Here is a 26540-nt window from a genome sequence, read left to right as displayed (position 1 = left end):
AACGATCCGCAGAGCCACACAGTTTGCCAGGAGCGATCCGGAGCGGTTCGCCGCATACATCCAGCAAAAGCAATCCAATGAGGTGGCAAAGGAGATCCGGGGCTTGGAGCGAGAGCTGTCCACGATGCGGAAACGGGATGGGGAGCTGGATATGGTGTTCAAGCGAATGTACGAGGACAGCGCCCTGGGGCGGGTGAGCAATGAGCAGTTCCGCTTGCTGTCTGAGGCATACTCCAAGGAGAAATCGCAGCTGGCCGAAACCATCCCCGCCACAGAGGAACGTCTGGAGAAACTGCGCAGCAGTATGGCCAACGCCAAAAACTTCATTGCCAAGGCCAGGAAGTTTACCGACATGACAGAACTGACCCCGGAATTGCTCCGTACCTTCGTAGCGAAGATCATCGTGTATGAAAAAGAGGTCAAATACTCCAAGCACGCACCGCAGAAAATCCAAATCTGTTTCCGGGACTTCAACCTTAACGAGACAGACGATGTGATTCTCCGCGGAGAGACAACAGAAAAGGCAGACAGTGCAACTGCACTGCCTGCCTAATCCGAGGACACGCTTCAAGATACCCCTATCAGGAGTAGCGGAAGGGCCTTCTTTTTTATGCCGTTTTTCACATTTCCCGGGCAAACAGGCCCGCCCGGTGCAGCGCCGGGCGCAGCGCCTTTGCCAGGAGCACCGCCACGATGGCGCCCGCCACCGCGTTCACCATGCTGCTGGCCAGCTTGGTGAGCATCTGCACCTGCACCGCGCCCAGGGCCTGACGCTCGATGCAGTACATCACGATGAAGCTCTTGCCCATGTAGAGCGCCACATAGGCCAGCACGCCCGTCACCGCGCCGGCGACGTCCCGCCCCAGGGTGTGCGCGGCGGCGGCCTTCTGCCTGAGGCCGCCCCAGGAGACAAGCCCCGCCAGAAAACCGATGGCGAACTTGGTCAAAAAGGTGATCCAGCTCTCGGCAATGTACATGGGGTTGGTGAAGTCGAACAGCATGCTGCCCACGCCGCTGGCAAAACCGCCCACCCACGGCCCGAAGAGCAGGCCGGTCAAAGCGCAGAAGCCGTTGCCCAGATGGACGCGGCTCACATCCCCGATGGGGATCTGCATCCAGCTGGAGGTGAACACCAGCGCGCTCATCACGCCGAACACCGCCAGCCGCTGCACGTTCCAATATTTCTTTTCCATATGTATCCCCCTCTTTTCGCGGGCGGGCCAAACCCCCTTGACTTTGTGTCTCCCGCGTTCTATGCTATCATTATACGCCGGTCTGATTCTATTGAAATACCCAGAAAAAATATTTTTTATGGGGTCAGTTTGAGGAAAAGGGGGCAAAATCATGCTTCAGATCACCTTCTCGCCGGGCGGGCAGGGCCCGCTCTACCAGCAGCTCTACCGGGCGGTGACGGCCCAGATCCGCTCCGGCCAGCTGGCGGCGGGGGAAAAGATGCCCGGCAAGCGCACCCTGGCGGGGCAGCTGGGGGTGAGCGTGAACACGGTGGACGGGGCCTACCAGATGCTGGCGGCGGAGGGCTGGCTGGAGGCGCGGCCCCGGTCGGGGTATTATGTGCGGCCCTACCAGCCGCCCCTGGCCCCGGCGGCCCCCGCCCCCGAAGCGCGCCCCGCCCGCGCGGCGGACCCCCCGCAAAGCTGGGCTTTCGACCTCTCCACCGGCGGGGTGGACACCGGCCTTTTCCCCTTCCGCACCTGGGCGCGCATCCAGAAGGAACTGCTCTACAGCCGCCCCGGCCTGCTGGCCCACGGCGAGGGCCGGGGGGACGAGGAACTGCGGGCGGCCATCGCCCGGCACCTGCGGGCCTGGCGCGGGGTGGACTGCACCCCCGGCCAGATCGTGGTGGGCGCGGGGGTGGAGTATCTGATGAGCCTGCTGGCGCGGGTGGTGGGCGGTTCCATCACCGCGCTGGAAAACCCCGGCTACGCCCGCACCCGGCGCATTTTGCACAACAACGGCATCCGCTGCGTGCCGGTGGCGGTGGATGAACAGGGGCTGGACCCGGACGCCCTGGCGGCGGCGGGGGCGCGGCTGGTGTATGTGACCCCCAGCCACCAGTTCCCCACCGGGGCGGTGATGCCGGTGGGCCGGCGCACCAGGCTGCTGAACTGGGCCGCCGCCGCGCCGGGGCGGTACATCATCGAGGACGATTACGATTCCGAGTTCCGCTTTGACGTGCGCCCCCTGCCCAGCCTGCAGGGCATGGCCGGGCGGGAGGGGCCGGTGATCTATCTTTCCACCTTCTCCCGCAGCCTTGCCCCCAGCATCCGCATCGCCTACATGGTGCTGCCCCTGCCCCTTCTGAGCCGGTTCGAGGCGGCCTTCGGGGGCTATTCCTCCACCGTCGGCCGTTTCGAGCAGCAGACCCTGGCCATCTATATGGACGAGGGCCACTTTGCCCGCCAGCTGGCCCGGGCCAGGGGCCGCTACCGGGCGCGGATGCAGGCCCTCACCGCCGCGCTGGAAAAGGCCCTGGGCCCGGGACGGGTGCAGTTTCACGGGCGGCACACCGGGCTGCACTTCCTGCTGCAGCTGAAAGACGGGCCCGGCGAAAAGGAGATGGTGGAGCGGGCCGCCGCCGCGGGGGTGCGGCTGGCGGGCCTGTCGGGCTATTATCTGGCCCGCCCGGAGCTCTGCGCCCCCCGCACGGTGGTGGTGGGCTACGGCGCGCTGGCGGACGACCAGGTGCAGGCCGCCGCCGAAGCCCTTAAGGCCGCGTGGGCGGGCTGACCGCCGCTTCCGGCTCCAGCGGGTCGGACACGGCGGAAGAGGAGGGCGCGGGCGAAGCCGGGGCCCCCTGGGCCGCCGGGAACAGCCGGGTGGCGAAGGCGATGCTGTCCTGGGCGAAGTCGTAGCGGCGGCTCTCTTTGTCGTAGCGCCCAGGCACCGTCTCGGCGGCGACCCCGGCGTCCTCTTTGACCAGCCAGGCGAGGGTGTCCGCCAGGTCGTAGAGGTCGGCGGCGGAAAGGTCGGTGAGCAGGCTGCCGCTCACCGACCGCAGCCCGGCGGGCAGGGCGGTGGGCAGTTCTTCCAGCTGCTGGCGAAAAGCCGCCTGCCACACCGCGCCCCGCAGCCGGGCCTCGCGGGCCACCGGCAGGTCCAGCGAGGCGATGAAGGCGGTGGCTTCTTCCGGCGCGAGGGAGAGCACCGGGCTCTCCGAAAGGCCCAGGCGCTCCAGTTCGCTTTGCTCCAGCAGGCCGGTGAGGTTCACCCGGGGGGCTTCCAGGCCGCCCCACACCTGGCCCAGGCTGCCCGGCGTGATGGCCAGATACCGGTCAATGGAGATGTTCAGCGTCCCGCCCAGCAGCTGGGCCGCCCGGGCGGGGCCGGCGCTGGCGTAGCTGTCCGCCAGAAGCACGGCGCCCCCCGGCCCCAGCAGCACGCTCTCGGCGGGCACCGGGCACAGGGTCACGGCGGCGTCGATGGCGTTCAGCCGCATCAGAAGAAAGGCCGGTTCCTCGGCGGCCACCGCCACCAGCACCGTCAGGTCGTTGGCCGCCGTGGGCCGCTGCACCGGCACCCCGCTCTGGGCCTGGGCCGCGGGCGCAAAGGCCCGCTCCTGCCAGGCGGAATAGAACACAAACGCCCCCAAAAGAGGCATCAGAATGGCCAGCGTGAGAAAAAACGAAAGCCAGAAGGCCCGCGGGCCGGATCTGCGCATGGGTGGGTCCCCCTCCTTTTGCCAACACAGGGATGTGCATGTAGCATGGGCCGCCCGGGCAGGCTATATGCACAGGAGCGGAAAAAAGGGGGAACGGCATGAAACAGGAAAAGGACAGCGTCCTGCCAAGGATGGTGCGCAAGGTGGTCAAGGCCGCCCGTTCCAGCGAGCACGACCCGCTGGGCAGCTACACCGGCACTCCGGCGAACGACGAGGACGGGCGCCCCACCCAGGACGCGGACGACCTTTGAACGAAGAAGAGGGGAGGCCCCGGCCGGGGCCTCCCCTTTTCTTCGTTCAGCGCACCACCCGGCGGCGGCACATGGCGCGCCTGCCGCATTCCGGGCAGGTGAGTTTGCGGCGGGTGAGGGTGTGATAGCCCTTCACATACTCCGCCATGGTGGGCACGAACAGCGCCCCGCAGCCTGGGCACTGGTACCAGCCCGCTCCCGCGTCCAGCACCGCCGCGCCGCCGATGCCCGCCGCCGCGGTGACGAGGGCCAGCGCCAGCACCGCCAGCCGGGCCGCCGCGGGCAGCGGCAGGAAGCTGGCGATGACCGCCAGCGCGCACACCGCCACCACCGTCACCGACCCGCAGATGACCGACAGCACCATCCGTTTTTTGTTTTCCTGATTTTGACGCACAAGGTCCATCATGTTCGCCTCCGCCTGTTCCTTATATTCCTCTTCCTCCACCCGGCGGCCCGCCAGCAGCTCGTTCACCGAAACGCCCAGCGCCTCGCACAGGGGCAGCATCAGGCCCACCTCTGGCAGGCCGCCGCCGCACTCCCATTTTGAGACGGTCTTGTCGCTGATGGAAAGCCGTTCCGCCAGCTGCCGCTGGGTGAGGCCCAGCTCTTTGCGCCGGGCGGCGATGAACCGCCCTGTCTTTGCCTGATCCATTTTCCGGCCTCCTTCCTGCCGCTATTGTACCGCGCCTTGCCCCCAAAAACCACCCACGAAGCGTAGAGTTCGTTGCGAAAGAGGGCGGCGTCTGGTATAATTTGCAAAAAAGGGGAGATGGCTTTATGAACGATGCAAAACAGGCTTCGCCCGCCTTCGGCGGCTTTCTCATCCTGCCGCTGAAATACGACCCGGAACAGGCGGCTGCGGCCTTTATCTGCAAGCGGCCCAAGCTGAACGATGGGAAGCTGTCAGATGAAGAAAGTAAGAGAACGGCAAATCGGGAATTTGCAGTGAGGTGGGGCAAGTTGCAATATAAAGTATACGGAAAACAAAATCGAGATGTGATGATTCTTCTGCATGGCGGCGGTTTGTCATGGTGGAATTACCGAGAAGTATCTGAACGACTTCAAAATGACTTTCAGATAATCATTCCAATATTGGATGGTCACGCAGGAAGCGATAAAAATTTCACAACAATCAAAGACAATGCCGGTGAAATTATTTCTTTTATTGATACGAACTTTGGAGGTTCGGTACTGCTGATTGGCGGGTTATCCCTTGGCGGTCAAATATTACTTGAAATGTTATCCCAGCGAAAAAGCATCTGTCGTTTTGCAATGGTCGAGAGTGCAGCGGTTATTCCATCCAAACTAATTTATTCGCTGATTAAACCAGTGTTTGGGGGTTGTTATGGATTGATTCGGCAGAAATGGTTTTCTAAATTGCAATTCCGTTCACTCCGAATGAAGCCGGAACTGTTCAATGACTATTATCAAGATACTTGCGGTATTACTAAGCAAAATATGATTGCGTTCTTACAAGAAAGTTCTATGTATTTCATAAAGAAGTCTCTTGGAAAGTGTGTGGCAGAAATCCATTTGTTTGTCGGGGAGCGGGAAAATAAACGTATCTTGTTTTCTGCAAGAAAGCTGCATGAAACGCTGGAAAAAAGCAGCTTACATATACTCCCAACTATGTACCACGGAGAGTTTTCCATGAACCACACCGATCTCTATGTAAAAGAGTTATGTGCCATTGTTAAACAGCATTAACCTCCCGTTTATTGAAGAGACAGCAAAGCCAGCCGAGCCAGTCAACGGTCAAGATGAACGGCGCATTTCATGCACCTCCGTTGACAGCCCCGCCTGTCTTTGCTGATGAGCGACCAAGGCGGGAAAGCCCTAAAATGGCTTCCCGCCCATTTCAATCTTCGAGAAAAGAAAGCTCCAAAATCGAGACGGTCCTGCCGCTGCTGTACCGTATTTTGCCCCCAAAAACCACCCACGGAGCGTAGAGTTCGTTGCGAAAGAGGGCGGCGTCTGGTATAATTTGCAAAAAAGGGGAGGTGGCTTTATGAACGATGCAAAACAGGCTTCGCCCGCCTTCGGCGGCTTTCTCATCCTGCCGCTGAAATACGACCCCGACCGGCTGGGCCGCGCCCGGCTGGAGGCGCTGGGCGAGCCCGCGCCGGTGACCACCGCCGACGTGAACGAGAACATCAAGGCCATGTTCGACCCTGCTTCCCCCGCCTCGGTGGGCTGGGGCCGCGTGCTGCCACGGCAGGCGCTCTGGGCGTCGCTGGGCGGCGGGCGCGCCGGCGCGCTGAAGGTGCGCTCCGGCGGGCGGGAGTTCGATTTTTCGCTGGAAGAGGCCCGCCTGTATGTGTTCAACACCCGGGTGGCGTTCCTCTGCCTTTCCCTCACCTTCCCCAGCATGGAGACGCTGGCGGCCATCTGCAACCCCGGCTGGGCCAGCAGCAGCGCCGCGTTCTTCCGGCTGGACGAAGCGGGCCAAAGCCGCGCCTTTTCGCTGGAAGGCTGGCTGGACGGCCTGCTGGGGCCCCTGGGCCTGCAAAAATTCTTCGACGGGCCCTCCTCCTACCTGCTGGACGCTTACGTCTACACCTTCACCCTCGCCCCCGAATGGTTCGACACGCTGGAGGAGATGCGCGCCGTCACCTTCAACCTGCACAAGATGGTGGAGCCCGACGCCCCCATGGAGGACGCGGCGGAGGAGGACATCCGCTATGTGTTCGCCGCCCGCAACCGGGACAAAAACGCCTACCGCTGGGGGTGCTGCGTGGCCAGCCAGACCATCTCCTATGTGGTGGCGGACCCGGCGCTGGACCTGGCGGCCCAGCTCGCGGTGCAGGCGGAGGACGGGCTGCCGGTGGTGCTGCTGGCCCTCTATGAAAAATACACCTGCCTGCGGTTCACCGAATTGATGGCCCGGCTGAAGAAAGGCCGCATGAAGGAGCTGCGGGAGCTGAAAAACCTGCTGCTGAACTTCCGCGCCTTCGGCACGGCGGCCCCGGCCAACCTCTCCCGCTGGCACAACGTCAAGCAGATTTTTGCGAATCTTCTGGCGGTGAACGATGTGGAGTCCGCCGTGGCGGACGTGAGCGCCAAGCTGGACATCCTTGCCGCCCACCAGCAGGAGCTGGAGCACGCCCGCAGCGAGACGGTCATCAACCTCATCACCCTGTTCGGCATCGTGTCCATCCTGGCGTCGGTGCTGTCCATCGTGCAGATCCTCTCCGACGGCAACACCCTCATCTGGGCCTCCACCATCCTCACCACCGGCCTGCTGGCCCTGGCCACCGCCTTCGCTTTGCGCCGGCGCTGAAATTCAAAAGAAAAACGCCCCGGCCTCCGAAAAGGGGGCCGGGGCGTTTTTTCTCTTTTATGCCAGCACCGCGGCGGCAAAGTCCAGACCGAACTGCCGCGCCTCGGCCAGCTGGGCCTCGCTGGGCTTGAAGCGCACCTTGAGGCCCTCCACCGGCAGCTTGAGGCCGATGGCCTGCATCTGGGCGGTGAGCTTGGGCACCGCCTCGCCGCTCCAGCCGTAGCTGCCGAAGGCGCCCGCAAGCTTGCCCTTGTGGACGATGGGGTTCAGGCCCACCAGCATCTCGTAGATGGGGGGCAGGGCGTCGCCCACCAGCGTGGGGCTGCCCAGCAAAAAGCCGTCGGCAGACTGCACCGCGGCGCGGGCGGCCGCAAGGTCGCATTCCACCAGGTCGTAGAGCTCCACATGCTTCACGCCGCCCTCGGCCAGGGCGCCGGCGATGGCCTTTGCCAGCTGCCGGGTGTAGCCGTAGGCGGAGACATAGGCGATGGCCACCCTCCGCTCGCCGGCGGGCACCACCACCGGGGTGGCCCACTGACGGTACATCTCCAGATAGTGGGGGATGTCAGCGCGCAGCACCGGGCCGTGGCCGTTGCCGATGAACTGGATGTCCAGGCCCTTGATCTTGTCCAGGGCTTTCAGCACAAAGGGCTTGAAGGGGCCCATGATGCAGTCGAAGTAGTATTTGTAGGCCTCGGTGAAGTCGCCGTCGATGAGGTCGTTGAACACCCGGTCGTCGGCGTAGTGGCAGCCGAAGGAGTCCACCGTGAACAGCGCCTTCATCTCGGGGATGTAGGTGTACATGCTGTCCGGCCAGTGGAGGAAGGGCACGCTCAAAAAGGTGAGGGTGCGCCCGCCCAGGTCGATGGCGTCACCCTCCTTCACCGCGCGGCAGGCGAAGGGCTTGTTCACGATCTCCTTCAAAAAGGTGATGGCGGTGGCGCTGCCCACCACGGTGGCGTTCGGGGTCAGTTCCAGCAGCTTTTCCAGGCTGCCGGAGTGGTCCGGCTCGGTGTGGCCCACCACGATGTACTTCACCTCGTCCAGGCTGCACACCTCTTTGAGATTGGCCAGATATTCGTCAAAAAACGTTTCCTTCACCGTTTCGAACAGGGCCACGCCCTCACTGCCCCGCACCGCGTAGGCGTTGTAGCTGGTGCCCCAGTCGCTGTGCATGACGATGTCGAACACCCGCAGGTCATGGTCTTCAACGCCCACCCACCACAGGCCGTCCATTGCTTTGATCGCACTCATTGCTCATCGCTCCTTTCCCCTTGCCCTTTCCGGGCCGTTCCGGGGTCTAATTATAGCAGCGCAAGCCCCGCCGGCGCGTTGCCATGGCAACAGTTTTCGGCGGGGCGGGCGCTTTTATTCCTCGCTGCCCTCGATGGGCGCGCCGGGGCCGCCCCGGCTCTTCATGTACTCCTCGAAGCTGGCGAACTTCTGCGCCGGCGGCTTGCGGGAGATGAGCAGCAGGCCGGGATCCTCGTCCGGGGTGCGGGCGGGGGCTTTGGCCGGTTTTTCGCCGCGCCGGGCATTTCGGTCCCCGGCCTCCCGGGCGGGCCGGGCGGCAAAGGCCTGCTTGGGCCCGCGGGCGGGGGCGGCGGCGCGCTCGCCCCGGTTCTGGCCGCCCTGCTTTTGGCTGTTCTGCCGCGGCGCGCCGGGCTTCTGGCCGCTCTGTTTCTGGCCGCCCTCGGCGTGGGGCTGGCTGTTCTGGCCGGCCTGGGGGGGCTGGCCGTTCTGGGCCGCCGCACGCCGGCGCCGCCGGCGGCGCTTGGCGCTGGCCGACAGGCCCTGGGCGGGCTTTTCCTGCTGGTTGTGTTCCATCTTCTCTTCCTCCCTTTGTTGGGCCGGCGGTCCCGCCTTCGGCTCCCTGCGGGGCGCGGGGGCGGGCTTCGGCGTGTTCGGGGCCGCTTCCTGCTGCGCTGGGCGGGGCAGGGCGGGCGTTTCGCGCACGGGTATTTTTTTGCGGATGAGTTTTTCGATGGCGGCGAGGTACTCCTCTTCCTCCGGGCTGCAGAAGGCCACCGCCGTGCCCTCGGCCCCCGCCCGTCCGGTGCGGCCGATGCGGTGCACATAGGTCTCGGGCACCTCCGGCAGGTCCAGCTGGAACACGTGGCTCAGCTCGCTGATGTCGATGCCGCGGGCGGCGATGTCGGTGGCCACCAGGGCCTTCAGCCGCCCGGCCTTGAAGCCCTCCAGCGCCGCCACCCGGGCGCTCTGGCTCTTGTTGCCGTGGATGGCCGCCGCCTCGATGCCCTGCTTTGCCAGAAAGGCGGCGATGGCGTTGGCCCCGTGCTTGGTGCGGCTGAACACCAGCGCGTTCTTCACCGCCGGGTCGGCCAGCAGAAGGGCCAGCAGCCGCTTTTTGTCCGCCTTGGCCACCCGGTAGAGGCTCTGGCCGATGCGGTCCACCGTGCTGGCGGGCGGGTCCACCTTCACGCTCACCGGCTTTTGCAAAATGCCCGCCGCCAGCTGCTCGATCTCCTTGGGCATGGTGGCGCTGAACAAAAGGTTCTGGCGCTTTTCCGGCAGCCGGCGGATGACCTTCTTCACGTCGTGGATGAAACCCATGTCCAGCATGCGGTCGGCCTCGTCCAGCACAAAGACCTCCAGCCCCGACAGATCCACATGCCCCTGGCCGATGAGGTCGTTCAGCCGCCCGGGGCAGGCGGTGAGCACCTGCACCCCCTTTCGCAGCGCCGCCACCTGGGGCGCCTGGCCCACGCCGCCGAAGATGACCGTGTGGCTCATCTTCAGGTATTTGCCGTAGGCCGCGAAGCACTCGTCGATCTGCAGCGCCAGCTCCCGGGTGGGGGTGAGGATGAGGGCGCGGATGCCCTTTTGGGCGCTTTTGCCCTCGCTCAGCCGCTGCAAAATGGGCAGCGCGAAGGCCGCCGTCTTGCCGGTCCCGGTCTGGGCGCAGCCCAGCAGGTCCCGCCCGGCCAGCACCGGCGGGATGGCCTTTTGCTGGATGGGCGAGGGGCTGGAATAGCCCGCCTCCTCCACCGCCCGCAACAGCGGGCGGATGAGTTGCAATTCACTGAAATCCATATTCCTCCAAAACCAAACAAAGGAGCGCCGGGCTCACAAAATGGCCCGGCATTCCAGATAATAGCGCTTGTCCCGCGCGCGGCCCATGCTGAAGGTCTTGCGGGGCAGAGCGCCCCCCAGCACCACGCCCCGGAACAGGTCCCCTTTTCGGAAGGGCGGCAGCAGGATGCCGGTGTTGCCCTCTTCGCACAGCCCGGCCACCGCATCTTCGCCGTGGATGTAGTCCACCGACGAGGCGGGGTTGCGCTTCAGGTAGTCCGCCAGGAAGGCCTCCACCGTGCCCACCGCAAGGGGCTCGGGGCTGCCCGCCAGGCGCACGGCCCGCCGCCATGCCCCGTGCACCAGCGTGACGGCCTGGCCGCCGGGGGCTTCGTCGCCGTCCACGGCGATGCCTCTGGCCGCGCACCACTCCTTGAGGCGGGCCAGCAGCTGCAGCCCCGGCACGCCGAACACCACCCGGTGGATGGGCTCAAAGCCGATGGCCCCGCTGTGCAGGTTGCACACCTCCGCCAGGCACCACCGGGCGGGGTGGGCCGCCCGCCCGGCCTCGGGCAGTTCGGCTTTCAGCGCCTCCCAGTATGCCTTGGCGGTGGCGAGGCTGTGGTTGCCGTCCCCCACCGCCAGGGTCAGGGGCGCGTCGCCCGCCGCCCCGGGGTATTTTTCGTCAAAGGCAGCCTGGCTGCCCAGGGCCGCCAGCGCCTTTTCCACGCCGGCCAGCAGGGCGGGGTCCTCCACCGCCCAGCCCCGGACAAAGCCGCCGCCCAGCGCCAGCTCCCCCTCGTAGAGGAGGGGCAGCCGGCCCTTCTGGGCGGCCACCGGCTCCACCAGGGTGCAGCCGGCGTCGTCTGCCAGCATCAGGATGTGGGGGCTCTCAAGGCAGGCGCCGCTGCGCACCGCAAGGCGGGGCGGGATGCGGCTGGGCACGGTGCCCTCGGTGGGGCGCACCGCCGGCCGTTCGCCGCACCGCCAGTCGTACTGTTCCAGGTCGATGAGGCCCACAAGGCCCTGCCGCACCCTGCCGTCCGTCTGGGTGCGCTCCACATAGACAAATCCGTTCACGCTGCGGGTGAGCACCTCGGCGCGGTAGCGCTCCATCGCCGCGTGGATGGCCCGGATGCGGGCGGGGGTGTCCACCCTGTCCAGATACACCTCCGGCAGCACGATGTTCAGCGCGCTGGGCCCGCCCGCCGCCAGGGCGGCGGCCTGTTCCCAGTAGTCCGGCTGGCTGGTGAACTGGTCGCAGGCAAGGCAGGCCCACTGGCTCACCGGGATGTCCTCGTTCGGCAGCAGGATGCGCCCGGGCACAAAACAGGGCTCCATTGCCTTCCCTCCTTTTTTCACAGCAGGGTGAAGCTGTCGCCCTGCACCAGGGCGATGTTGGCAACGCCGCCCGCCTTCAGCTCGGCCACCGCGGCGTCCAGCAGGGGCTGCTGCTCCCCGGTGACGGCCTCGTCCACCCGGATGGCCAGGTTCTTCACCCCCAGCTCGGCGCAGGAAGCCCCCAGCAGCTGGCTGTCGGCGCCGGCCAGCACTTCGCTTAAGGGGTATTCCACCCAGCAGTCGCCGCCGGCCTGCCAGGCGCTCAGCACCTGGGCCAGGCGCTGGCCCATGGAAACGCCCGCGGTGTCGCCGTAGTTGGCCTTGTCCCGCCCGGCGGTGGTGGGGAACTGCACGCCGGTGAGCCACACCTGCTCAAAGCCCATGGCCCGCACCTCGTCGATGAGGGCGGTGATGTAGCCCACCGCAGCGTCGGAGTAGGGGTTCAGCCAGGGCTTGCCGCCCGCGTCGGCGGCGGCATCCAGCCAGAAATAGTCGGTGTCCTGGTAGCGCACCGCAAGGCTGCGGTCCGCATAGGGGGCCAGCGGGTCCCGGAAGGCGCAGATGGCGGCCACCGGGGTCAGCCCCGCGTCCTTCAGCGCGGCCACGGCGGCGGCGTCGAAGGTGGTGGCCGAAATGCTGGACTGGGCGGCGGCCGCGCCGCTCTGGTAATACACATAGCCCTGGCTGTCCTTGCAGGGCACCACAGCGTAGCGCATCCCTTCCGCCGCAAGGCTCTGGGCGGTGGCGGCCGCCTGCTCGGCGCTGGAAAGGCCGGAGATGCTCACAAAGGCCCAGCCGCCGTCCTCCGGGCTCAGGGCCGGCGCAGGGGTGGGCTCCGGCGCGGGGGTGGGCGCGGGGGTGGCCTGGGGCTCGGAAGCGGGCTGGGAGGCGCCGGAAGAAGCGCCGCCGCCCTCTTTCAGGCTGTACCAGGTGCTGGTGCCGAAGTCGATGACCGCCGGGCCGATGAGCCAGCCGGCGGCAAAGAGGGCCGCCAGGGCCAGCACGGCGCCCAGGATGCGGCGCGCCTGCTGGCCGCGGCTGTAAAAACTGCGGCGGTAGCGCTTGACTTTGCCCAGGTTTTTCTTTGCCATGTGGATCGCCTCCTTGAGGGAGTTGGCCCCGCCCCGCGGGGTGTCAGATGGCCAGACGGTGGCCGGTAAAGGCGTAGATGGCCAGCGTCAGGATGCTGATGTAGATGAGGGTGATGGGCAGCCCTTTGAAGGCGGCGGGCACCGCCCGGCTGCGCAGCTTGCGCTGGCTCTCGGTCACCACCACCACCGCCAGGGTGTAGCCCACGCCGCTGCCCAGGGCAAAGCCCATGGTCTGCGCCCAGGAAAAGCCCTGGGTGGCGGTGAGCAGCATCACGCCCAGCACGGCGGTGTTGAAGGTGGCCATGGGCAGCACGGACACGATGTCCTTCGCCCGCTCCTTGAAGATGAGCAGCGCCAGCCCCAGCACCACCGCAAAGGCCGCCGCGCTGCACAGGATGAACACCAGCGGGCGGATGGCGCTGCGGAACTCGAAGGGCTGGATGAGGGAGTTCGCCACCTTGGCCAGCGGCGCGCTGATCAGCTGCACCGCGCACATCAGCCCGCCGAACACCAGGGTGTCCACGGTGGAGTCGTCCACCAGCTTCACCAGGCGGGAAACGCCCAGCGCGCGGCTGAACACCGCGTTTTCAGCGAACATGGCCGCCGTCGCGTAGAGGAAGAAGGCGGCGCAGGCTCTCAAAACTTCACTCATTGGCCTCTCTTCGCCTCCATGTTCACATATTTCTTGTAGCGGTTCACCGCGCTGCGCCACACCGCGCACACCACGCCCAGCAGCAGAAAGCCGCCGGCGGGCAGGCTGGCCATGGGCAGCAGGTCGGCGGGCAGCCGGGGGATGGCCTGCTCGAACAGGGTGGCGGTGGTGAGCGCCTCCCGCACACAGCCCATGAGCATCAGCACCAGCACATAGCCGCAGGTGGTGCGCAGGCCCTTTTTGAAAGCCGTGGCCAGCCGCTCCTTCTGGGGCCGCTCGTAGCGCTTGATGATCAGCGGCTCCACCACCAGCAGGGGCAGGTAGATGCCCAGCAGCAGGATGTCCACATCAAAAATGGCCTGCAAAGCGTAGTATACGCCGATGTACACCGTGGCGCTGGTGAGGCAGTAGATGAGGCCGCGGAACCGGTAGTAGCCGGTGCGGGCCAGCAGCGCCGCGATCACCCGCACCGGGGTGAGCATCAGGATGACCGCCACACTGAGCATCAGGGCGTTCCTGCCGGTGGTGGCTGCCACCACCAGCGGCGCCAGGCCCATGCCCTGCATGATGACGGGGTTGTTCAGAAAGATGCGGTCCCGTCGGGCGATGCGGGTCATGTTTTCCGACAGGTAAGCTGCTTTCTTAGTATTCACGCCGCACCACCCCCTTGTGATGGATCGCCCGCTGCACGGCCCGGTCCATCCAGCCGGACACCGCGCCCACCGCCAGCAGCGCAAAGCACACGCCGGTCTCGTAGGTGCCGTAGTAGCGGAAAAGCATGGTCGTCACGCCCAGCACCAGGCCGTACACCGCGCGGCTGGCGGTGGACTTGGGCAGGGTGACCGGGTCGTTGATGAGGAACACCGCCGCGAAGAGCACGCCGCCGGTGCAGATCTCGTACTTCACCACGTCCAGCCGCTCCAGCAGATGCTCCCAGGGGGCGGCGAAGGCCAGGTCCCCGAGGCGGGGGAAGAAGAAGGCCATGAAGACGCAGGCGAAGATGAAGCACAGGGGCGCCACAAGGCCCATCCGCCGCCGGTGGATGAGGAACAGCGCGCAGGCAAGGATGACCAGCAGCACGGTGGTGCCCATGGGGCCGGCGTAGTTGCCCAGCACCAGGTCCACCGTGTCGATGGTGGGCAGGCCTCCCTCGCGCAGCATGTGGCTGGGGCTTTCCACCAGGCCCACGCCGGACGCCGACCCCAGCGGCAGGAAGGCGAAAAGCGAGGTGTCCGGGTAGGCGAACATCCGCCCGGGCCAGCTCACCGCCACCACCGCGTAGCCCACCGCCGCCGGGTGGAAAAGGTAGGCGCCGTAGCCGCCGAAGGCTTCTTTGCCCACCAGCACCGCGGCCAGCGTGCCGACGATGACCATGTAATAGCTGGCGGTGGCGGGCATCATCAGCGTCAAAAGCAGGGCGAAGGCCTCGCTGCTCCACTCGCCCTTTTCGTATTTCTGGCCGCGCAGCAGCGCCACCAGCCGGTCGCACAGGTTGGCGGTGACCACCGCCGCCGCGCACAGAAGCGCCGGCCGCGGCCCGTAGAAGAACACCGCCATGGCGATCAGCGGCAGGCACATGTAAACAATGTCGGTGTGGGCGCCCTGGTCCTCGCGGAGGGGGGCGATCCCTTTGGGTCTTGTGCTCATCGGGTTTCCTTTCTCCGGCCCCCAGAAGGCCGGTTTAGGCTTGTTTCAAAGCGCGGGCAGCCGCGGCGGCGTCCTTCGCGCCGAAGAGGTAGCTGCCCGCCACCAGCAGGTCCGCCCCGGCCCTGGCGCATTGCGGGCCGGTGACGGCGTCCACGCCGCCGTCCACCTCCAGAAGGGGGGCAAGGCCCCGCCCGGCGCAGGCCTCCCTCAGAAACGCCAGCTTATCCAGCGCCGGGGGCATGAACTTCTGGCCGCCGAAGCCCGGCTCCACGCTCATCACCAGCACCAGCTCCAGCCGGCTCAGATAGGGAAGCACCGCCCCCGCGGGCGTGCCCGGCTTGATGGAAAGCCCCGCCTTGCAGCCGGCGGCATGGATGGCGTCGATCACTTCGACGGGGTCGTCTTCGCTTTCCAGATGGAAGGTGATGATGCCCGCCCCTGCCTCTGCGAACGCCTCCACGTACTGCAAGGGGCGGCTGATCATCAGGTGCACGTCGTAAAAGGCGCCGGGCAGCGCGGCGCGCAGGCTTTTCAGCACCGGCACTCCGAAACTGATGTTGGGCACGAAGTGGCCGTCCATCACGTCGAAGTGCAGCATGTCCGCGCCCGCCGCCAGCACCCGCCGGCAGTCCTCCTCCAGGCGCGCGAAGTCCGCCGCCAGGATGGAGGCGCTCAGTTGGGTCATGGGCAAACTCTCCCTTATACAAAGCAATATATAGCTTATTTTATCCCAAACCGGCGCAAAAAGCAAATCGCCGCCGCCCTTTTTCACGCTTTTTGCACAAAAAGCCGCGCCCTGAAAATCAGAGCGCGGCGGGAACGGTCACTTGTGGTTTTTCCGCTTTTCCGAGGGCGGGCAGTCGCAGGGCAGAGTGAAGCTGAAGCGGCACAAGCGCCCCTCCTCGCTCTCGGCCCAGATCTTGCCGCCGGAAAGGCCGATGAGCACCTTGCAGATGTGCAGGCCCAGGCCGCTGCCCCTGGCGTTCAGGCCGCGGCTCTTGTCCTCCTTGTAAAAGCGCTCAAAGACGAAGGGCAGCGCCTCGGGGCTGATGCCCTGGCCGGAGTTTTCCACCGAAACGGTGACGAAGCCTCCCGATTTCTGCACCGAGAAGCGGATGTAGCCGCCCCTGGGGGTGAACTTGAGGGCGTTGTCGAAGAGGTTGTAGACCACCTGATACACCAGGTCCGGGTCGGCGTAGACCAGGGTCTTTTGCGGCGCAAGGCCCTGGATCTCCACGCCCTGGTCCTCCACCCGCTGCTCGGCGCTGAACACCACGCCGGTGAGGCTCTCCCACACGTCGTAGCTCTGGGCGTTCACCCGGTATTCGCCGGCCTCCAGCTTGGAAATATCCAGCATGTTCTGGATGAGCCGCGTCAGCCGGCCCACCTCCTGGCTCACAAGGCCCAGATAGTGCTGGCGCATGTCGTCGGGGATGGTGCCGTCCAGCATGCCGTCGATGAAGCCCTTGATGCTGGTCATGGGGGTGCGCAGCTCGTGGGCGATGTTGCCCATGAAGCTGGCGCGGCTGGAGTCGATGGTCTCCAGGTTGCGGGCCATGTTGTTGAAGGTCACCGCCAGCTGGGCCACCTCGTCGTCGCCGTCCACCGGCACCCGCACGCTGAAGTCGCCGCTGCCGAATTTGCGGGCGGCCTCGCTGATGCGCCGCAGAGGGGTGGTGAGCCGGGTGGTGAAGAAGATGGCCAGCACGCTGGAGGCCAGCAGCATCAGCCCCGCCGCCAGCACGAAGCTGGAGAACATGTCCCCCACAAAAATGTTCAGGCTGCCCGTGCTGGCGGAGGCGAACACATAGCCCAGGGGCCGGCCGCCCTGGCCCTTCACCGCGCCGCCCACGGTGTAGCAGGCGGAGGGATAGATGCCGCCCAGGGTGCCGGTCTCGAAGAAGCTGTCGTCGGCCGCCAGGTCCGCCAGGACGTTCTGCGGCACCTTCCGCCCCACGTTGGAGCTGGACGCGCCCTCGCTGCACAGCTGCACCACGCCGTTCTCGTCGGTGAACAGGATGATGGTGCTGCTGGTCTCGCTGACCAGGACCAGGCTCTCCTGGATCTTCTGGGCCAGCGCCGGGTCGATGTCCCCCGCGTCCTCCATCTGCTGGCGCAGATGGATCTGGGCGGTGACGATGGACACCACCTCGCTGAGGGATTCCTTTTTGTCCTGCCTGAAATAGCCCATCACCAGATACATCTGGATGGCGCACAGCACGGCGGTGCTGACGATGAGCAGCGCCGCCGTGGTGGAAAAATACATGGAGCTGATGCTTTTGCGCATAAGGAGGTTCAGTCCTTTACTTCAAACTTGTAGCCCACGCCCCACACGGTCTTGAGGCTCCATTTTTCGCTGGCACCCTCCAGCTTTTCCCGCAGGCGCTTGATGTGCACGTCGATGGTGCGGGAGTCGCCGTAATACTCGAAGCCCCACACCTCGTCCAGCAGCTGGTCGCGGGTGAACACCCGGTTGGGGTGGCCGGCAAGATACGCCAGCAGTTCCAGCTCCTTGGGGGGCGCTTCCACGACCTTGCCCTTCACCTTCAGCTGATACTGGCCCATGTCCAGCGAGAGGTTCTCGAACTGGATGACGTTCTTATCGCCGTTTTCGGCGGCGTGGCAGCGGCGCAGCACCGCCTTGATGCGGGCCACCACCTCCTTGGTGTCGAAGGGCTTCACCACGTAATCGTCCGCCCCCAGCTCCAGGCCCAGCACCTTGTCGAAGGTCTCGCCCTTGGCGGTGAGCATGATGACCGGCGTGTCGCCCGCGGCGCGGATGCGCCGGCAGACCTCCCAGCCGTCCATCTTGGGCATCATCACGTCCAGCAGCACCAGGCTGGGCTTCTGGCTTTCAAAGGCGGCCACGGCGGCCTCGCCGTCGGTGGCGATGATGGGCTGGTAGCCCTCCTTGGCCAGATACAGCCGCAAAAGCTCGCAGATGTTCTGGTCGTCGTCCACGATAAGTATTTTTTCGCTTGGCATTGTTTATTCTCCCCTCCCTCGCCGCGCCCGGCAGGCGCGGCGGCGGTGTGTTCACGGCAAGCGCCCCCAAAAGGGGCATTTTCTCTATTATACAGTATATTTGTGGACAAAAAAAGAACGGGGCGCGGCTTTTTAAAAAAGCCGCGCCCCGCCTGCGGGCCGTGCTGTGATGCATCAACCTTTTCCGGCCAGATTCTTCACGATGGCAGCGATATGCTCCAGCGAAGCCGCGTCCAACTTTTTCATGTCTTCCGTCAGCTGCGCCAGCAGCGCAGGACAGGCGTCCTCCTCATCAAAAAACTGACGGGGCGTGATGCCGAAGTATTCGCAGATGTAGAAAAGACCTTGCAGCGAGGGCAGAGCCTTTCGGTTTTCGATTTGATTGATATAGCTGCTGTTCTGCCCCAGCGACAGCGACATATCCCGGGCAGAAACATTCTTTTGCATCCGCAGTTGTGCGATGCGGTTCTGCGTGAATTCCTCGTACAAGGAACCACCTCCCCTTGCTACGCACTATTTTATCCCTCATAAGTCACTGAAATGAGAGATTTAATCCTGCGAATTTCTTGACGTGTGATATTTAATACTATATTCTTTAGGTAAAAAAGGACAAAATCTCGTAAAAGGGAGCGGAGAAAAATGAGCGACGCCTGCGGTTTCTGCGGCCATGCCGACACGCCGGAAAAGGTGTACGCCCCCCTGCGAAGCTGCATCGAGGAGCTGATCTGCCGGCAGGGCGTGCGGGAGTTTTATGTGGGCAGCGAGGGCGCGTTCGACCGCATGGCCCTGCGGGCGCTGCGGGAGATGAAGAAGAAATATCCTGCCATCCGCTATGCGGTGGTGCTGGCCCGCCTGCCGGGAAAAAGCGGGCCCGCAGACCCTGCCGACCCAACGCTGTTTCCCGAGGGGCTGGAAAAGGCGCCGCCCCGCTTCGCCATCCCGCACCGCAACCGCTGGATGGTGGACAACTGCCGCTGGATGGTGGCCTATGTGACCCGCGGCTTCGGCGGGGCGGCCAAGACCCTGGCCCGCGCCCGCAGAAAAGGCCTTGCGGTCATCGACCTGGCGGCCTCGTCCGCCCCGCGAGCGCCCTGAACCCTCTTTTTCCCTTGCGCCGCCGGGGCGTTTGGGCTATAATGCTGTTTGTATAATCATGCGCTTGCTGGCTCATGGCCGGCAGTTTTTTCACGGAAAGAGGAACCAGACCATGAAATTAGGAATCGTGGGCCTGCCCAACGTGGGCAAGAGCACCCTGTTCAACGCCATCACCAGCACCAGGAACGCCGCGGCGGCAAACTACCCCTTCTGCACCATCGACCCCAACACCGGCATCGTGGCCGTGCCGGACCCGCGGCTGGACAAGCTGGCCGAAATTTGGGACACCAACAAAAAGACCCCCGCCATCGTGGAGTTCGTGGACATCGCGGGCCTTGTGAAGGGCGCGTCCAGGGGCGAGGGCCTGGGCAACAAGTTTTTGGGCAACATCCGCGAGTGCGACGCCATCGTGCATGTGGTGCGCTGCTTTGACGGCACCGACATCGTGCACGTGGAGGGCGCGGTGGACCCCATCCGGGACATCGAGACCATCGACACCGAGCTCATCCTCAGCGATTTGGAGGTGGTGAGCAGCCGCGCCGCCAAATTCGCCAAGGCCGCCAAGACCGGCGACAAGAAGGCCGGCGCATCCGCCGCCTGGCTGGAGCGGCTGGAGGCCCACCTGGGCGAGGGCAAAAACGCCCGCACCTTCCCCTTCGACGAGGCCGACGAGGACCAGGCCCTTCAGATGAAGGAGATGGGCCTGCTCACCGCAAAGCCTGTCATCTACGCCGCCAACATGAGCGAGGACGACCTGATGGAGGGCATGGAGGCAAACCGCCACTACCAGGCAGTGAAGGCCCTGGCCGCCGCCGAGGGCGCGGAGTGCATCCCCATCTGCGCCAAGACCGAGGAGGACATCGCCGACTACACCCCCGAGGAGAAGAAGGAGTTTTTGGCGGAGATGGGCATCGAGGCCACCGGCCTCGACAACCTCATCCAGGCCAGCTACAGGCTGCTGGGCCTCATCAGCTTTTTGACCGACGGCAAGAAGGAGTGCCGCGCCTGGACCATCCGCAAGGGCACCAAAGCCCCCCAGGCCGCGGGCAAGATCCATTCCGACTTCGAGCGGGGCTTCATCCGCGCCAGCGTGGTGAGCTACGACGACTTTGCCGCCTGCGGCTACAGCATGGCCAACGTGAAGGCCAAAGGCCTGCAGCGCACCGAGGGCAAGGAGTATGTGGTGCAGGACGGCGACATCATCGAATTCCTGTTCAACGTTTAAAAAGGAGAAAACCATGACCATTACCGCCATTATGGGCGCCATGCCCGACGAAGTGGAGCAGCTTTGCGCTCTTTTGGACGGCGTGACCGTCGAGCCCTATGCGGGCGTTGTCTACCACCGGGGCCTGCTGGGCGAAAAGCCGGTGGTGGTGTGCTGCGCGGGCATGGGCAAGGCCAACGCCGCCGCCACCGTGCAGGTGCTCGTCACCCGGTTCGGAGCCGGCCGCATCATCTTTTCCGGCATCGCCGGCAACATGACCGACAAGGTGGGCATCGGCGACGTGGTGGTGGGCAGAACGGTGCTTTACCACGACGCCGAGGATGAGATGATCGCCCAGAGCGCCCCCTTCACCGCCCGCTACGAGGGCGACCCGGAGCTGGTGAAAGCCGCCCTGGACGCCTGCGGGGAGCTGGGGGTGAAGGCCATCGCCGGCACCATCGCCACCGGCGACCAGTTCGTGGGCAACGAGGCTGCCAAGCGGGCCATCGCCGAGAAGGTGCATCCCGACTGCGTGGAGATGGAGGGCGCGGCGGTGAGCCAGATCGCCGAGAAAAACGGCGTGCCCTGCGTCATTTTGCGGGCCATGAGCGACAACGCCGACGAGGCGGGCCACGAGGTGCTGGTGGTCAAGAAATTCAGCATTTCGGAATATGTGGCCACCGCCACCCGGATCGTGGCGCGCATGCTGGCCCGGCTGGACTGAACGCCTTTTTGAGCCGGAAACCGAAAGCGCCGCCGCGCCCCGAACACCGGGCGCGGCGGCGCTTTGCCGTCTGTATACGTTTGCCGGGCGGGCGTCTGCCCGCCCCGTCACAGATAGTTTTTCATTTCCCGGGCAATGCTTTGCTCCAGCGTTTGCAGCTCGTCCAGCAGCTGCATCGCGCCGGTGGAGGCGTCCGGGTGGTCCCGGCGGGCCATCTCGCAGTCGGTGTAGCCCTGGGTGGCCCCCTGGATGAGCATGTCCGCCAGGTTGCGGTTGGATTTGTCCGCCATGGTCTTGGACTTGATGGCCATGGCGGCGGCCGCCTTGGCCATCTTTCCCTGGCCGTGGCCGTGCGAACCCAGGGCCGCCAGGGCGGTGTGGGCCCGCTGGTTCAGCTGGCGGAACTGCCGCTGCTGGTTCAAAAGGCTGGCCTTCAGCTGCCGGTCGCCGGTGATGTGGATGAGCTGCTCGGTGGTGTTCTTGCCCATCTCGGTGCCGCGCACCACCTCGTTCAGCACGGCCTCGTTGTCGTTTGCGCCGTGGTTCTGGTCGCTGCGTCGCTGCATGAAAAAACTCCCCCTTTGCCGGTAGTGTGCCCGCAAAAAGGGGGAGTATGTATTTTTTAGGGCAACGCCGCCCAAGGGGCCTGCCGCGGCCCACGGGGGGCCTTATTCCGCCCCGGCGCGGCACCGCCCATAAAGCGCGCAGGTGCGGCGCATGCGCGCGGCAAGCTCGGGGGTGAAGGCCCCCGCCTTCGCCCGCCACTGCCAGTTGCCGCTGCCCACGCCGGGGGTGTTCACGCGCCCCTCGGCCCCGAGGCCCAGCCAGTCCGCCGCGGGGATGACCGCCAGCCTTGCGCAGCTGGAAAGGACGCCCCGCAGCATGCCGGCGGCAAAGCCCTCGGCGCGGCTGAGGCCCAGATACGCCTTTGCCTTGGCCAGCTCCTTTTTGGGGGCGGTGGAAAGCCACTCGGCCAGGGTGGCGTTGTCGTGGGTGCCGGGGTAGGCCACGCAGTTTTCGACGTGGTTGTGGGGCAGGTATTCGCTGTCGCAGGAAGGGTGGAAGGCGAACTGCAGCACCTTCATGCCCGGCAGGCCGGTGTCCGCCAGCAGCTTGCGCACGCTGTCGAACAAAAGCCCCAGATCCTCGGCCACGATGGGCGCCCGGCCCAAAGCGGCGTTCAGGGCGTTGAAAAAGTCAAGGCCGGGGCCCTGCTCCCACACGCCGTTGCGGGCGGTGGTGTGGGAGGCGGGGATGGCGTAGTAGGTGTCGAAGGCGCGGAAGTGGTCGATGCGCACCTCGTCGAACAGCTCCAGCGCATGGCGCAGCCGCCGCACCCACCAGGCGTAGCCGGTGCGCTTGTGCCAGGCCCAGTCGTAGAGGGGGTTGCCCCACAGCTGGCCGTCGGCGGAGAAGTAGTCCGGCGGGCAGCCCGCCACCCGGGTGAAATTGCCCTCGGCGTCGGTCTCGAACATCTCGCCCCCCGCCCAGGCGTCGGCAGAGTCCGCCGCGACGTAGATGGGCATGTCCCCCAGAATGCGCACGCCCTTTTCGCCCGCGTAGGCCTTGAGGGCCGTCCACTGGCGGTGGCACTGGTACTGCAAAAACTTCCAGAAGGAAATCTCCTCCGCTTTCTCTTTGCGCAGGGCTCCCAGGGCCGCGGGCTCGCGGCGGCGCAGGGGGGCGGGCCATTCCTGCCAGCGCTTCATCCCGTTTTCGCCCTTGGCGGCCATGTAGAGGGCGTAGTCCTCCAGCCAGTCCTCGTTTAAAAAGCAGAAGGCGTAGTAATCGTCCTCCGGGAAGGCGAAAAACCGCGCGGCGGCCTTTCGCAGCACCCCAAAGCGCAGCTGGTACAAAGCGCCGTAGTCGATGCGCGCTCCGCCGCCCCAGGCCAGGCGCTCATACTCCCCTTTTTCCAAAAGTCCCCGGGCGGCCAGGTCGTCCAGGTCGATGAAATAGGGGTTCAGGGCGAAGGCGGAACAGCTCTGGTAAGGGCTGTCGCCGTAGCCGGTGGGGGCCAGGGGCAGGATCTGCCACACCTGCTGGCCTGCCTCGGCCAGAAAATCCACGAAGTTGTAGGCCTCTTTGCCGAAGCAGCCGATGCCGTAGGGGCCCGGCAGGCTGAACACCGGCATCAAAACGCCGCATTCCCGCATTGTGTTCTTCTCCCTCTCTTTATGGTAAGGCTTCCAGCACCGCGCTGGTGAAGGCCCGCCGTCCGGCGGCGGTGAACTGCGAAAGGCCTGCCAGCTCGTCCCCCGCCGCGTCGATGGCCTCCAGCGTCTCGGCGCTCAGCGCCGCCGACAGGTCCGGCAGGCCCTCGGGCGTTTCGCCGCCCGTCAGCTGCCGCCCGGCCTCGCTTGCGTAGAGCCACAGCAGGAAGGCGCAGGCCTCGGCCCGCTGGCTCTCGTCCGCCGCAGCGGGGATGTAGACCCAGCCGCCGCTTTTGACCACCGGCTGGCCCAGCAGCTCTTCCAGCGAAAAGCCGCCGTGCAGGTCGGTGCCGTCAAAGGTGAATTTCAGCGGCACCACCACCGTATCCTCGGCGCGAAGCCCCGCCGCCGCCGCTTCCGAAGCGCCGGCCCGGTAGAACAGGACCTTCCCTCCGGCAAAGGCGGCCCGGGCCCCGACCCGGCCGGGGGCCGCGCCGTTCTCCCCCGCCCCTGCAAGGCTGGCCGCCTCGTCGGTGAGCAGGGTCCAAAGGCTGTTCAGCGCGCCGGTGAGCTGGGCGTCGGTGCGCCCGCCCGCGGCGGCCTCCCCGGCGGTCTTGTAGCATGCGCCCAGCACCGGCGCGAGCACCGGCCCGGCAAAGCGATCCTCGTCTGCCACCGCGAACACAGCCTCCAGCGCCGCCAGCGCGGCGGGCCTTTCGGCGGGCAGGGAATATTCCCTGCCGTTCAGGGTCACGGCGGCCTCGGCGGGCGCGTTTAGCCAGCCCTCCAGCGCGCTTGTGAAGTCCCGCCATTCGGCGGCGGTGGCCTTTTGCAGGTCGGCGGGGTCGAACTGCGCCCCCAGCAGCGCCGTCAGGCTGGCGGCGCTGGCCAGATACCCGTAGGCGGCGCCTGCCAGGGGCAGCCCGTGGCAGCCCTCCTGCCCGCCGGTGAGCGCGCCCGCCATGCCCTGCATCAGTTCGCCTTGCTGCGCCAGGTCCAGGGCTGTGTCCGCGCCCGGCTGGGCGGCGCTCACCGCCAGCGCGGCCGAGGCCGCGTCGGCGGCCTGCTCCACCCGCACGCCCTGCGCTTCGGCATAAAGGGCCAGGGCTTCGCTCAGCGCGCCGCCCTCGTCCCACACCGCCAGCGCCCGTTCGGGGGCTTCGGCGGCTTCGGGCGCAGCGGAAGAGGCGCTTTCCTGCCCGCCCTGGGGCAGCAGCCGCAGCCGCCCGCCGCAGCCCGCCAGCAGCGCCGCCGCCAAAAGGATACCCAGCAGCCGTTTCACGCGCCGCACCTCCCATTTGAAAACATATCGCTTTATTATACACTATCCGCCGGGCTTTTTCCAGCGGCAGCTTTGTGCTATAATAGGCCTGATACCGCCAAAAGGGGGCCCGTTTGATGGAACACACCGAAAAACTTTTCTACGCCCAGCCGCCGGTGCTGGAATTCACCGCCCGGGTGCTGGAGTGCGAAGAGGACAAAAACGGATGGCAGGTGGTGCTGGACCGCACCGCCTTCTACCCCGAAGGGGGCGGCCAGCCCGCCGACCGGGGGCTCTTGGGCGGCGTGCATGTGCTGGACGTGCACGAAAAAGAGGGGGTCATCCGCCACCTCACCGACGGGCCCCTTGCGCCCGGCAGCGAAGTGGAGGGCAAGGTGGACGCCGTCCGCCGGCTGGACCTGACCCAGCAGCACTCGGGGGAGCACATCCTCTCGGGCCTGTTGCACAGCATGTTCGGCGCGGAGAACGTGGGCTTCCACATCGGGCAGGATTATCTCCTGATGGACCTGAGCGTTGCGGTGGACGCCGAGGGCCTTGCCAGAGCGGAGGAGGCGGCCAACCGCGTCGTCTGGCAGGACGTGGAGACCGAAGCCGTCTGGTACGAAAAGGAGCAGCTGGCCAGCCTTACCTACCGCAGCAAGAAGGAATTGGAGGGCCCGGTGCGCCTTGTCACCATGCCCGGGGCGGACTGCTGCGCCTGCTGCGGCACCCATGTGCAGCGCACGGGGCAGGTGGGCCAGATCAAGATCATCGACCACATCAAGTATAAATCCGGCACCCGGCTGCAGGTGGTGTGCGGGGGCCGGGCGCTGGAACATCACCGCCTTGTGGACGGCCAGTGCCGCCGGGCGGGGGCGGCTCTTTCCGCCCCGGTGGAGGGCCTTGCCGGCGCGGTGCAGCGCCAGAAGGAGGAACTGGAGGCGGCGAAGTTCCGCCTCACCGGCCTGGAAAACCAGCTGTTCGCCCTCTGGGCCGCCGCCGAGACGGACGAAAACCCGCTGGTGAGCAGGCCGGGCCTTTCCCCCGACGGGCTGCGGCGGCTGGCGGCGGCCCTTTCCGAGACCCGCCCCGGCGTGTGCTGCACGGTGAGCGAAAAAGAGGGCGGCCTCAGCTACGCCATTGCCTGCACCGGCGAAGGGGCGGACCTGCGCCCCCTTTGCAGGGAGCTGAACGCCGCCCTCGACGGGCGCGGCGGCGGCAAGCCCGGCTTTGTGCAGGGCAGCTGTTCGGCGGGCTTTGACGCCCTGCGCGCTTTTTGGGCGCGGCAATTCACGGAATAAGGAGAAACGACACCCATGCGAATGCGATTCAAACCCTACGCGAGGCCGGAGCTTCTGGCCACCGGCTGGCACGCCCACGAGCCGCTGGAGAACAAGGGCCGCTGGCGCAGCCTCTTCGCCCGGCCCGGCCAGCCCTTCCATCTGGAGCTGGGCTGCGGCAAGGGCGGCTATCTCTCCGAACTGGCCTCGGCCCACCCGGAGGTGAACTATCTGGGGGTGGACATCACCGACAAGGTGCTGATCCTGGCCAAGCGCAAGATCGAAAAGGCCTATGCCGAAAAGGGCCTGCCGGTGGACAACGTGCTCATCGCCAGCTTCGACATCGAGCGCATCCTGAACGTGATGGACGAGCGGGACGAGGTGCAGCGCATCTACATTAACTTCTGCAACCCCTGGAACCGCAAGCTGGCCCACAAAAAGCACCGGCTCACCCACACGCGGCAGCTGGCGCTCTACCGCCGGATGCTGGCGGACGGGGGCGAGGTGTATTTCAAGACCGACGACGAGGGCCTGTTTGACGACAGCCTGGCCTACTTTGCCGAGGCGGGCTTCGAGATCGCCTGGCAGACGCGGGACCTGCACGCCGGCGAGCCGGCCTGGAACATCCGCACCGAGCACGAGGCCATGTTCACCCAGCAGGGCGTCAAGACCAAGGCCCTCATCGCCCGCAAGCTGCCGCTGGAAAACGAGCGGCAGGCGCTGGCCGAGGCCATCGCAAAGCGCACCGCCATCGAAAAGGCGGAGAGCGCCGCCTGGCGCGCCGCGCACGGCGGGGGCTAAAGGCGGCAGAGGGCCCGGCGCGGCGGGCCCGATTTGAACGATACAGGATAAGGGGCAGCAAGG

General features: G+C 65.8%; 27 protein-coding genes. 10 read left to right on the top strand and 17 right to left on the bottom strand.

The features are described from left to right. A partial coding sequence (locus tag ACH2AT_RS01530; protein ID WP_394962967.1) for a DUF4368 domain-containing protein occupies nt 1–553 on the top strand: 553 nt, incomplete at its 5' end. Between the two features lie 67 nt (nt 554–620). Here the strand turns inward: ACH2AT_RS01530 and ACH2AT_RS01525 are convergent. Then, the gene (locus tag ACH2AT_RS01525) at nt 621–1193 is read right to left on the bottom strand and encodes an ECF transporter S component (RefSeq protein WP_394962965.1); all 573 of its coding nucleotides are present in this window, start codon (nt 1191–1193) and stop codon (nt 621–623) included. Nucleotides 1194–1344: 151 nt separating this feature from the next. On the opposite strand from ACH2AT_RS01525, the gene ACH2AT_RS01520 reads away from it, so the two are divergent. After that, nucleotides 1345–2748, top strand: a complete 1404-nt coding sequence (locus ACH2AT_RS01520; RefSeq protein WP_394962963.1) for a PLP-dependent aminotransferase family protein — start codon at nt 1345–1347, stop codon at nt 2746–2748. Here the strand turns inward: ACH2AT_RS01520 and ACH2AT_RS01515 are convergent. Beyond that, the gene (locus ACH2AT_RS01515; protein WP_394962961.1) at nt 2726–3679 is read right to left on the bottom strand and encodes a hypothetical protein; all 954 of its coding nucleotides are present in this window, start codon (nt 3677–3679) and stop codon (nt 2726–2728) included. The genes ACH2AT_RS01520 and ACH2AT_RS01515 overlap by 23 nt on opposite strands. 98 nt (nt 3680–3777) lie before the next feature. Here ACH2AT_RS01515 and ACH2AT_RS01510 point away from each other — a divergent pair, with 98 nt between their 5' ends. Next, entirely contained in the window at nt 3778–3930 is a 153-nt protein-coding gene (locus ACH2AT_RS01510) for a hypothetical protein (protein ID WP_394962959.1), read from the top strand. 46 nt (nt 3931–3976) lie between these two features. Here the strand turns inward: ACH2AT_RS01510 and ACH2AT_RS01505 are convergent, their stop codons facing one another. Further along, nucleotides 3977–4582 (bottom strand): helix-turn-helix domain-containing protein, encoded by a 606-nt coding sequence (locus tag ACH2AT_RS01505; protein ID WP_394962957.1) that lies wholly within the window; start codon nt 4580–4582, stop codon nt 3977–3979. A 125-nt stretch (nt 4583–4707) separates the two neighbouring features. On the opposite strand from ACH2AT_RS01505, the gene ACH2AT_RS01500 reads away from it, so the two are divergent. Together ACH2AT_RS01500 and ACH2AT_RS01495 are read left to right on the top strand one after the other, a co-directional pair. Beyond that, nucleotides 4708–5637: an alpha/beta fold hydrolase gene (locus ACH2AT_RS01500; RefSeq protein WP_394962955.1), complete on the top strand. Its 930-nt coding sequence runs from the start codon at nt 4708–4710 to the stop codon at nt 5635–5637. Between the two features lie 301 nt (nt 5638–5938). Beyond that, nucleotides 5939–7210, top strand: coding sequence for a hypothetical protein (locus ACH2AT_RS01495; RefSeq protein WP_394962953.1), 1272 nt, complete (start codon nt 5939–5941; stop codon nt 7208–7210). A 57-nt stretch (nt 7211–7267) separates the two neighbouring features. On the opposite strand, the gene ACH2AT_RS01490 is transcribed toward ACH2AT_RS01495, so the two are convergent. The 11 genes from ACH2AT_RS01490 to ACH2AT_RS01440 form a co-directional block, all read right to left on the bottom strand. Further along, the gene (locus ACH2AT_RS01490; RefSeq protein ID WP_394962951.1) at nt 7268–8464 is read right to left on the bottom strand and encodes an FprA family A-type flavoprotein; all 1197 of its coding nucleotides are present in this window, start codon (nt 8462–8464) and stop codon (nt 7268–7270) included. A gap of 114 nt (nt 8465–8578) precedes the next feature. After that, the gene (locus tag ACH2AT_RS01485) at nt 8579–10264 is read right to left on the bottom strand and encodes a DEAD/DEAH box helicase (RefSeq protein ID WP_394962949.1); all 1686 of its coding nucleotides are present in this window, start codon (nt 10262–10264) and stop codon (nt 8579–8581) included. Nucleotides 10265–10297: 33 nt separating this feature from the next. After that, a complete protein-coding gene (locus ACH2AT_RS01480) occupies nt 10298–11584 on the bottom strand; it encodes a DUF1015 domain-containing protein (protein WP_394962947.1) in 1287 nt (428 codons plus the stop codon). A gap of 17 nt (nt 11585–11601) precedes the next feature. Continuing rightward, nucleotides 11602–12675, bottom strand: coding sequence for a putative glycoside hydrolase (locus ACH2AT_RS01475; protein ID WP_394962945.1), 1074 nt, complete (start codon nt 12673–12675; stop codon nt 11602–11604). A 43-nt stretch (nt 12676–12718) separates the two neighbouring features. Continuing rightward, nucleotides 12719–13327 carry an Rnf-Nqr domain containing protein gene (locus ACH2AT_RS01470; RefSeq protein ID WP_394962943.1) on the bottom strand — a complete coding sequence of 203 codons (609 nt, stop codon included), beginning with the start codon at nt 13325–13327 and terminating at the stop codon, nt 12719–12721. Beyond that, on the bottom strand, nt 13324–13980 hold the full coding sequence (locus ACH2AT_RS01465; RefSeq protein ID WP_394962941.1) for an Rnf-Nqr domain containing protein: 657 nt from the start codon (nt 13978–13980) through the stop codon (nt 13324–13326). Before ACH2AT_RS01465 ends, ACH2AT_RS01470 begins: the two co-directional genes overlap by 4 nt. Continuing rightward, nucleotides 13970–14974 (bottom strand): RnfABCDGE type electron transport complex subunit D, encoded by a 1005-nt coding sequence (locus ACH2AT_RS01460; protein ID WP_394962939.1) that lies wholly within the window; start codon nt 14972–14974, stop codon nt 13970–13972. The genes ACH2AT_RS01465 and ACH2AT_RS01460 overlap by 11 nt, the downstream gene beginning before the upstream one ends. A gap of 34 nt (nt 14975–15008) precedes the next feature. Beyond that, nucleotides 15009–15659 (bottom strand): ribulose-phosphate 3-epimerase, encoded by a 651-nt coding sequence (gene rpe, locus ACH2AT_RS01455; protein WP_394962937.1) that lies wholly within the window; start codon nt 15657–15659, stop codon nt 15009–15011. Nucleotides 15660–15797: 138 nt separating this feature from the next. Then, nucleotides 15798–17261, bottom strand: a complete 1464-nt coding sequence (locus tag ACH2AT_RS01450) for a sensor histidine kinase (protein ID WP_394962935.1) — start codon at nt 17259–17261, stop codon at nt 15798–15800. An 8-nt stretch (nt 17262–17269) separates the two neighbouring features. Beyond that, nucleotides 17270–17959: a response regulator transcription factor gene (locus ACH2AT_RS01445; RefSeq protein WP_394962933.1), complete on the bottom strand. Its 690-nt coding sequence runs from the start codon at nt 17957–17959 to the stop codon at nt 17270–17272. A 174-nt stretch (nt 17960–18133) separates the two neighbouring features. Further along, on the bottom strand, nt 18134–18448 hold the full coding sequence (locus tag ACH2AT_RS01440) for a helix-turn-helix domain-containing protein (protein ID WP_177522450.1): 315 nt from the start codon (nt 18446–18448) through the stop codon (nt 18134–18136). Nucleotides 18449–18598: 150 nt separating this feature from the next. On the opposite strand from ACH2AT_RS01440, the gene ACH2AT_RS01435 reads away from it, so the two are divergent. The 3 genes from ACH2AT_RS01435 (at nt 18599) to ACH2AT_RS01425 (ending at nt 20982) form a co-directional block, all read left to right on the top strand. Beyond that, nucleotides 18599–19054, top strand: a complete 456-nt coding sequence (locus tag ACH2AT_RS01435; protein WP_394962931.1) for a hypothetical protein — start codon at nt 18599–18601, stop codon at nt 19052–19054. A gap of 112 nt (nt 19055–19166) precedes the next feature. Beyond that, on the top strand, nt 19167–20279 hold the full coding sequence (gene ychF, locus ACH2AT_RS01430; RefSeq protein ID WP_394962929.1) for a redox-regulated ATPase YchF: 1113 nt from the start codon (nt 19167–19169) through the stop codon (nt 20277–20279). Between the two features lie 13 nt (nt 20280–20292). Next, a complete protein-coding gene (locus tag ACH2AT_RS01425) occupies nt 20293–20982 on the top strand; it encodes a 5'-methylthioadenosine/adenosylhomocysteine nucleosidase (protein ID WP_394962927.1) in 690 nt (229 codons plus the stop codon). Between the two features lie 107 nt (nt 20983–21089). Here the strand turns inward: ACH2AT_RS01425 and ACH2AT_RS01420 are convergent, their stop codons facing one another. The 3 genes from ACH2AT_RS01420 to ACH2AT_RS01410 form a co-directional block, all read right to left on the bottom strand. Further along, a complete protein-coding gene (locus ACH2AT_RS01420) occupies nt 21090–21548 on the bottom strand; it encodes a hypothetical protein (RefSeq protein ID WP_394962925.1) in 459 nt (152 codons plus the stop codon). A 102-nt stretch (nt 21549–21650) separates the two neighbouring features. Continuing rightward, nucleotides 21651–23138 carry a 4-alpha-glucanotransferase gene (malQ, locus tag ACH2AT_RS01415; protein WP_394962923.1) on the bottom strand — a complete coding sequence of 496 codons (1488 nt, stop codon included), beginning with the start codon at nt 23136–23138 and terminating at the stop codon, nt 21651–21653. A 19-nt stretch (nt 23139–23157) separates the two neighbouring features. Continuing rightward, the gene (locus ACH2AT_RS01410; protein ID WP_394962921.1) at nt 23158–24417 is read right to left on the bottom strand and encodes a hypothetical protein; all 1260 of its coding nucleotides are present in this window, start codon (nt 24415–24417) and stop codon (nt 23158–23160) included. A gap of 116 nt (nt 24418–24533) precedes the next feature. Between ACH2AT_RS01410 and ACH2AT_RS01405 the strand changes: the two genes are divergently transcribed. Beyond that, a complete protein-coding gene (locus ACH2AT_RS01405) occupies nt 24534–25697 on the top strand; it encodes an alanyl-tRNA editing protein (protein ID WP_394962919.1) in 1164 nt (387 codons plus the stop codon). A 15-nt stretch (nt 25698–25712) separates the two neighbouring features. Beyond that, nucleotides 25713–26477 (top strand): tRNA (guanosine(46)-N7)-methyltransferase TrmB, encoded by a 765-nt coding sequence (trmB, locus tag ACH2AT_RS01400; RefSeq protein WP_394962917.1) that lies wholly within the window; start codon nt 25713–25715, stop codon nt 26475–26477. Nucleotides 26478–26540 lie beyond the last annotated feature (63 nt).

It is taken from the genome of Candidatus Allofournierella excrementigallinarum (genome assembly GCF_944388085.1).
Lineage (GTDB): Bacteria > Bacillota > Clostridia > Oscillospirales > Ruminococcaceae > Allofournierella_A > Allofournierella_A excrementigallinarum.
This window is presented reverse-complemented; position numbering and strand designations above follow the sequence as displayed.

Coding starts and splice junctions, on each gene's coding strand:
- ACH2AT_RS01525 (WP_394962965.1), bottom strand. CDS start 1,193: ATGGAAAAGAAATATTGGAACGTGCAGCGGCTGGCGGTGTTCGGCGTG.
- ACH2AT_RS01520 (WP_394962963.1), top strand. CDS start 1,345: ATGCTTCAGATCACCTTCTCGCCGGGCGGGCAGGGCCCGCTCTACCAG.
- ACH2AT_RS01515 (WP_394962961.1), bottom strand. CDS start 3,679: ATGCGCAGATCCGGCCCGCGGGCCTTCTGGCTTTCGTTTTTTCTCACG.
- ACH2AT_RS01510 (WP_394962959.1), top strand. CDS start 3,778: ATGAAACAGGAAAAGGACAGCGTCCTGCCAAGGATGGTGCGCAAGGTG.
- ACH2AT_RS01505 (WP_394962957.1), bottom strand. CDS start 4,582: ATGGATCAGGCAAAGACAGGGCGGTTCATCGCCGCCCGGCGCAAAGAG.
- ACH2AT_RS01500 (WP_394962955.1), top strand. CDS start 4,708: ATGAACGATGCAAAACAGGCTTCGCCCGCCTTCGGCGGCTTTCTCATC.
- ACH2AT_RS01495 (WP_394962953.1), top strand. CDS start 5,939: ATGAACGATGCAAAACAGGCTTCGCCCGCCTTCGGCGGCTTTCTCATC.
- ACH2AT_RS01490 (WP_394962951.1), bottom strand. CDS start 8,464: ATGAGTGCGATCAAAGCAATGGACGGCCTGTGGTGGGTGGGCGTTGAA.
- ACH2AT_RS01485 (WP_394962949.1), bottom strand. CDS start 10,264: ATGGATTTCAGTGAATTGCAACTCATCCGCCCGCTGTTGCGGGCGGTG.
- ACH2AT_RS01480 (WP_394962947.1), bottom strand. CDS start 11,584: ATGGAGCCCTGTTTTGTGCCCGGGCGCATCCTGCTGCCGAACGAGGAC.
- ACH2AT_RS01475 (WP_394962945.1), bottom strand. CDS start 12,675: ATGGCAAAGAAAAACCTGGGCAAAGTCAAGCGCTACCGCCGCAGTTTT.
- ACH2AT_RS01470 (WP_394962943.1), bottom strand. CDS start 13,327: ATGAGTGAAGTTTTGAGAGCCTGCGCCGCCTTCTTCCTCTACGCGACG.
- ACH2AT_RS01460 (WP_394962939.1), bottom strand. CDS start 14,974: ATGAGCACAAGACCCAAAGGGATCGCCCCCCTCCGCGAGGACCAGGGC.
- rpe (WP_394962937.1), bottom strand. CDS start 15,659: ATGACCCAACTGAGCGCCTCCATCCTGGCGGCGGACTTCGCGCGCCTG.
- ACH2AT_RS01450 (WP_394962935.1), bottom strand. CDS start 17,261: ATGCGCAAAAGCATCAGCTCCATGTATTTTTCCACCACGGCGGCGCTG.
- ACH2AT_RS01445 (WP_394962933.1), bottom strand. CDS start 17,959: ATGCCAAGCGAAAAAATACTTATCGTGGACGACGACCAGAACATCTGC.
- ACH2AT_RS01435 (WP_394962931.1), top strand. CDS start 18,599: ATGAGCGACGCCTGCGGTTTCTGCGGCCATGCCGACACGCCGGAAAAG.
- ychF (WP_394962929.1), top strand. CDS start 19,167: ATGAAATTAGGAATCGTGGGCCTGCCCAACGTGGGCAAGAGCACCCTG.
- ACH2AT_RS01425 (WP_394962927.1), top strand. CDS start 20,293: ATGACCATTACCGCCATTATGGGCGCCATGCCCGACGAAGTGGAGCAG.
- ACH2AT_RS01420 (WP_394962925.1), bottom strand. CDS start 21,548: ATGCAGCGACGCAGCGACCAGAACCACGGCGCAAACGACAACGAGGCC.
- malQ (WP_394962923.1), bottom strand. CDS start 23,138: ATGCGGGAATGCGGCGTTTTGATGCCGGTGTTCAGCCTGCCGGGCCCC.
- ACH2AT_RS01405 (WP_394962919.1), top strand. CDS start 24,534: ATGGAACACACCGAAAAACTTTTCTACGCCCAGCCGCCGGTGCTGGAA.
- trmB (WP_394962917.1), top strand. CDS start 25,713: ATGCGAATGCGATTCAAACCCTACGCGAGGCCGGAGCTTCTGGCCACC.